Here is a 6000-nt window from a genome sequence, read left to right as displayed (position 1 = left end):
GCCACCACCACCGGCAGCCGCATTGGCCGTGACGGTAACGTCCGACAAAGTCAGCGTGCCGGCGTTGTAGATGCCGCCACCTTGCGCGGCGGCGGTTGCACCCACCCCGCCGGCCCCGCCACTGCCCGAAACCAGGCCATGCTCGATCACCAGCCCCTCCAGCCCGACGGTCGAACCGGAGGTGATTTCCAGCACGCGGCCGTTGTAGTGCCCATCGAGCGTGACGTCGGCTATGCCATCGTGATTGATGTCGCCGTCGATGGTGAGGTTCTTGCTGATCACCAGCAGCGAATTGCCCGACGTGAGGGTCGATAGATTGATCGTCATGCCGGTGCTGAAGGTGATGGTGTCACCCGCTTGCGCCGAGCTGATTGCGTTGCGCAGGGTGCCTGCACCAGCATCTGCGGTGCTCGTCACGGTGATCAGCGCCAGGTCGTGCGCATAGGCGGACTCCGCGCTGGCCGACAGCACCGAGGTGGCTTCGATCTGGCCGGTGGAAATTTCCAGGTTCCAGTCGCTGCCAGCGCCGGTGCGGTTGTCCGAGGCGGCAATATCGCGGCCCGTCAACGCCGCCAGCGAGTCGACGAACGACAGGCCGGCCGCGCCTTGCGCGGTGCTGCAAGCATAGATCAGGATGTCGCCCCCGCTCTGGATGCCGCTGCCGATCCTGGCCAGGCTGCTCGCATAGTTGCCAACGTTGTCGCCGGACAGGTAGGTATTGCCGAGCCACAGGTCGCCAGCCTCGCCGTGGGCGATGATCTGGACGGACCTGGCGCCGGGGTGGGCCGACAGGTAATCGGCCATCTGGGCCAGGCCGTCCGCGTTGCGGTTCAGGTAGACGATTTCCGTGCCGGGCGCGACACCGGCCAGCAGGCTCGCGCTGTCCTCCACCCGGCTATCCACGAACAGCACGTTGTGCCCGGACGGCGCCGGAGCCGGCGAGGACGGGGCACCGGCTTCGGCCGGCGCGGGAGCATGGCCGGCGGCGTCCGCAGGCTGGGCAGTAGCAGGCGCTGCGGCTGGCGCCGCATGGCTATCCGTGGGGTGGCTATCCGCTGCGTGGCTGTCCGCCGGCGCGCCATGGCTATCCGCGGCCGGGTGGGCCGCCGCGGCGGCCGTGGCGACCGCGGCGCCGTCGAACATGATGCGGGGCTCCAGCGCCATGATCAGCGACGAGGAGAGCGGACTGGACCGCTTTGCCGGCCGGGCCGGGATTGCAACCGCGCCCTCAACCTTCTGCTTCCGGGTCCACCACATATCGCTCTCCTCGCGCATCCACGCCGGGCACGGCTCAGGAGGCGCGCGGCGGGCTGCAGTTTCTGGTCGGTTTTCTGAAATCGGCCAGCGAGTGCCAGCCCTTGTTCGTCGTACTAAACGCGCCAATCGTGCTGGTTGCGCTAATCGAGCTTTGCGCGGATGACATTGGCCGCGCTTTTGCTGCCGTCCTCCCAGAACGACAGCGCGGCGTACTTCTCGAACAGGTCCGGCGGCAGGATGCTGCGCCGAGCTTGCTTTGCCACTTTGGATTTCACCTGGTGCAGGCCGGACACGCCCAAGGACTGATCGAACTCCGGCGCGTCGTATTGCACGTTGTTGAAATCGTGCTCAAACCAGGGCTCGCCGATAAAGTCATAAACCAGGCGCATTACCTTGTCGGGCGCCTGGCTGAGCAAGTCGTAGTCGACCAGCAGCAGGGAACCAGCGTTCTCGCCGTAATAGGCTTCCTTGAGCGCGGCCCACGCAAAGCCAACCAGGCGATTGCGCTGCGCCAGGGTATCGACCCGGCTATAGACACTGCTGCGTTCAGCGTCATCGGAAAACAGCTTGGTGTTTTCATACGGATTGGCGCGATACAAGCGCTCAAGACTGTCCATGACCCAGGCGACATTGCGCACGCAGGCAATCACCTTGGCATTGGGAAACAGATCCTGCAGCGCGGGCATGCGTGCGCACCAGTTGCGATTGGTGTCGAACACCACGCCTTTGCCGGCCTTGTCCGCGTAATAGCTATCGAACAGGCCACGCAGCAGCCGGCGGCGCTGGTCCTGGGCGATCACGGGCCCGAATTCGCTGCCGGCGCTGCATTGCGCCAGCACGGCATTGAACAGCGTCCCCACCGGACTCGTCATCCCGGCGTGGAACCGGGGATTCTGCAGCAGTAGCGCGGACAGTAAGGTTGACCCTGACCGGGGTAAGCCTGAGATGAAGTGGAACTGGTTGGAAGACACCCGATTCACCGCTGTTTTTATGTTTTGAGCCGGTAGTCTATGCGATGGACATGGCGCTCGTACATATGACAGACGAGCAAGATTGGGGCCGCCGCGGGGATTTTCGGCAGACTTGTATTACAGAATATTGGCGCGCGGCAAGCCGCTTTCCCGCAAATCGGGCACCCGCGCGGGTCGGCGATTTAACACCCCTCTAAAGGGGGGATCGGACGCGATATCCCTATCTGCTAACCGGTATTCCCACGCAATCGCCGGAGTGTCGACGGCAAACAACGCCCGATAGCGCCGTGGCCGACAAATGCCAAAAAAAGCGGGCTGGCGTCGCCGCCCTCCCGCTATGTCGTTTTGCCGTTTTGCCGCCGGCGGACGGGTCAGAAAACCAAGACGCCGGCCAACGAGCCTGAACCCGCTATGAGTTCGCTATCAAACCACGCCCTGCGCCAGCATCGCGTCCGCGACCTTCACAAACCCGGCCACGTTCGCACCCTCCACGTAGTTGATGAAACCGTCGGCTTTCTGGCCGTAGTGGATGCAGTTGCCATGGATGTCCTTCATGATCGCGTGCAGCTTCTCGTCGACCTCGGCATGGTGCCAGGACATGCGCATGGCGTTCTGCGACATTTCCAGCCCCGAGGTGGCGACGCCGCCGGCATTGCTGGCCTTGCCCGGCGCGTAAAGGATGCGCGCGGCCAGGAAGCGGTCCACGGCGTCCAGCGTGGAGGGCATGTTGGCGCCTTCGGCCACGCAGAACACGCCGTTGGCCAGCAAGCGTTCGGCGTCATTGCCGTCCAGCTCGTTTTGCGTGGCGCAGGGCAGCGCCACGTCCGCCGGCACGTGCCAGGGCGTGCGGCCGGCTTCGAAGTGCAGGTCCTGCTCGGCGGCGAAATCGGCCAGGCGGCCGCGCGCCTCGTTCTTGAAAGCCATCAAGGCCGTCAATTGTTCGCTGTTCATGCCCTTGGGGTAATGCAGCACGCCGCCGGAGTCGGAGACCGTGAGCACCTTGGCGCCCAGCTCGATCGCTTTCTCGGCGGCATACTGGGCCACGTTGCCCGAGCCGGACAGCAGCACGCGCAGGCCGCTGAAATCGCGCCCGCGGCGGTGCAGCATCTCCTGCGCGAAATACACCGTGCCGTAGCCGGTGGCTTCGGGCCGCATCAGGCTGCCCCCGAAGGCCATGCCCTTGCCGGTGAAGACGCTGGCGGAACTGTTGGACAGCTTTTTCATCATGCCGGCCATGAAACCGACTTCCCGCGCGCCCACGCCGATATCGCCGGCGGGCACGTCGGTGTCCGGGCCGAGGTGGCGGTAGAGCTCGGTCATCAGCGCCTGGCAAAAACGCATCACCTCGCCGTCGGACTTGCCCTTGGGATCGAAGTCCGAGCCGCCCTTGCCGCCGCCCATGGGCAGCGTGGTCAGCGCATTCTTCAGCGTCTGCTCGAAGCCCAGGAACTTCAATACCGAGAGATTGACCGTGGGATGCAGGCGCATGCCGCCCTTGTAGGGGCCGATGGCGGAGCTGTGCTGCACGCGAAAGCCGCGGTTGACCTGCACCTGGCCGCGGTCGTCGGTCCATGCCACGCGGAACTGGATCACGCGCTCGGGTTCCACCAGCCGCTCCAGCAAGGCCTGTTCGCCGTAGCGCGGATGCTGCTCGACGAAGGGCCAGAGCGTCATCATGACTTCCTTCACGGCCTGGAGGAATTCGGGCTGGTCGGGGTCGCGCCGGGCAACGCCGGCCAGGAATGTTTCAAGGGAGGCAGATGTCACAAGTGTCTCTTCGTTTCGATGTGCTGGTGCTTGGCAGAAGACGGCCGCCGCGGATACCTGTCCGGCGGGCGTGCCGAGGGATGCCACGGCGCTGCCCGGATGGTCCGGGGCGGCGCAACTGCGGCGAGCCCGGCGGCGATGTGGCAACGGCCACCGGGTCATGTCAATACATTCAAGATTGGGGTTGAATGTATCGCCAAGGGCGAAGCTTAGCATTTGACGTAGGTGGCAAGACAGGCACAACACCTTTGACCAGCAGACATATAAAGGCGACTTGCTTGTATTTTTGTGCGATCAGCGACCACCGGGCGGAGGCGGCGGCCTCGAAGGCGGGCGTGAGCACGCCGTACAATCGTCGGATCGCGCACGGACAAGGGGGCAAAGAACGTGGAAGTCCCGATCGATCAAGTAGTCAGCCTGCTCCACGAAGCGGCCTACGGCACCCTGGCCACGCACGCTTGCGCCCTGCCCGGCTACCCCTACGCCACCGTGGTGCCGTTCGTGACCGACGCGGCCAGCGCGCCCGTGATCTGCGTCAGCGCATTGGCCGAGCACACGCGCAACCTCCTTGCCGATGCGAGAGTGAGCCTGTCGGTGCTACAGCCCGGCGCAGCGGACGTGCAGAACGCCCCGCGCCTGACGCTGGTGGGCGATGCGGCCCGCATCGAGCCAAATGCCGACGAGCTGGCGCGTTACCTGCGCTATGCGCCGGCTGCCGAGCCATTGCTGGCGCTGGATTTCCAGTTCTTCCGCATCCACCCGAGCGCCATACGGTTTATCGGTGGCGTCGGCCGGATGGGCTGGATTGGGCAATCGGCATGGGACGCCCTGCCGCAGGTGCCGCCAGGCGTCGAGGCCGGGATCGTGCAAGCGGCGTCGCTCGCCGCGCCGGGCGGCGTACGCGTGCTTGGCGTGGATAGCTATGGCATTGACTATGACATCGCGGGCCGCCGCCGCCGCAGGTGCTTACCCCATGCGCCCATCGCGCTGGACGCGTTGGAGGCGACGGCCGTGGCCCTTGCGGCCAGCCTCGCCTGAACCCGCCTTTGCCGCCCTTGCCGCCCTCAGGCGATGCGCAACACCGGCCCGCGCGCCTTGAGCGCAGCGGCCAGCTCGGGCTCAGGCGCCATATCGGAAATCAAGTAAGCCGCCTTCTCGAAATGCTTCACCAGCACGCCGGCATTACGGCCAAACTTGGTGTGGTCCGCCACCACGCACGCCACGCTTGCCGCTTGCAGCATGCGGCTGCGCAGCTCGGCGGCGGCACGCGAGAAATCGCTCATCTGGCCGTCGGCGGTAATGCCGCCGGTGCCGATAAAGGCAAAGTCCGCGTGGTAGCGCGACAGTTGCTCGATGGTGTCCCAGCCGTGGGTGGCGTCCTCGTTGTCCTGCAGCTCGCCACCGAGCATCACCACCCGATTGCCGTTGCGCCGCCCCAGCAGCAGGGCGATGGCGAAGTCATTGGTATAGACCAGCAGGTTGTGATGGCCATGCAGCGCCTGCGCCACGGTGTGGGTGGTGGTGCCGTAGTCGATGATCAGCGAGGCGCCATCGGGCACCAGCTCCGCCGCGCGCATGCCGATGGCGCGCTTGCCCTCGGCATTGACCGCGGCGCGCGTCTGTGCATCCGGCTCGGCCCGCTCAGGCGTGAGCGCGCCGCCGTGCGTGAGGATCAGCAGGCCGCGCGCCGCCAGCGCGTTGAGGTCGCGCCGGATGGTCTCGCGCGAGACATCCAGCTCGGTGACCAGCTCGCTGATGGCCAGCGCGCCGCTGGCGGCGAGCTGGTCGAGGATGAATTTTTGCCGCTGTTCAGCCAGCACGTGGACTCCGCTGCGTAGGAAAAACAAAGTGGGATTCTAACGTGTCGATCGTGATCGACTTCCTGAACTCCGTCCTTTTCACCGAGCCACGAAGGATTCCTGCCGCGTCAACAACGTCAGGTGGATCCGGTGGCAAGGGACTGCGATTGCACAAATCGGCGCGCGGAGCAGATCTCCACATGCCA

Annotated in this window: 5 protein-coding genes; 1 reads left to right on the top strand and 4 read right to left on the bottom strand. The window is 65.4% G+C overall.

Annotation, left to right across the window (positions count from 1 at the left end; translation table 11 throughout):
* The 3 genes from A9975_RS15145 to gdhA form a co-directional block, all read right to left on the bottom strand.
* Nucleotides 1-1257, bottom strand: a 1257-nt coding sequence (locus A9975_RS15145) for a DUF4347 domain-containing protein (RefSeq protein ID WP_183033504.1), incomplete at its 3' end; no start/stop codon positions are given.
* Nucleotides 1258-1397: 140 nt separating this feature from the next.
* Nucleotides 1398-2228 (bottom strand): sulfotransferase, encoded by an 831-nt coding sequence (locus A9975_RS15140; RefSeq protein ID WP_183033503.1) that lies wholly within the window; start codon nucleotides 2226-2228, stop codon nucleotides 1398-1400.
* Between the two features lie 423 nt (nucleotides 2229-2651).
* On the bottom strand, nucleotides 2652-3995 hold the full coding sequence (gene gdhA / locus A9975_RS15135) for an NADP-specific glutamate dehydrogenase (protein WP_150986983.1): 1344 nt from the start codon (nucleotides 3993-3995) through the stop codon (nucleotides 2652-2654).
* A 387-nt stretch (nucleotides 3996-4382) separates the two neighbouring features.
* Here gdhA and A9975_RS15130 point away from each other — a divergent pair, with 387 nt between their 5' ends.
* Nucleotides 4383-5033, top strand: a complete 651-nt coding sequence (locus A9975_RS15130) for a pyridoxamine 5'-phosphate oxidase family protein (protein WP_183033502.1) — start codon at nucleotides 4383-4385, stop codon at nucleotides 5031-5033.
* 26 nt (nucleotides 5034-5059) lie between these two features.
* Here the strand turns inward: A9975_RS15130 and A9975_RS15125 are convergent, their stop codons facing one another.
* Nucleotides 5060-5815, bottom strand: a complete 756-nt coding sequence (locus A9975_RS15125; protein ID WP_150986981.1) for a DeoR/GlpR family DNA-binding transcription regulator — start codon at nucleotides 5813-5815, stop codon at nucleotides 5060-5062.
* Nucleotides 5816-6000 lie beyond the last annotated feature (185 nt).

This window comes from Cupriavidus sp. UME77, from assembly GCF_014170355.1.
Lineage (GTDB): Bacteria > Pseudomonadota > Gammaproteobacteria > Burkholderiales > Burkholderiaceae > Cupriavidus > Cupriavidus basilensis.
The sequence above is the reverse complement of the archived record's forward strand: the minus strand, read 5'-3'. Positions and strand labels throughout refer to the sequence as shown.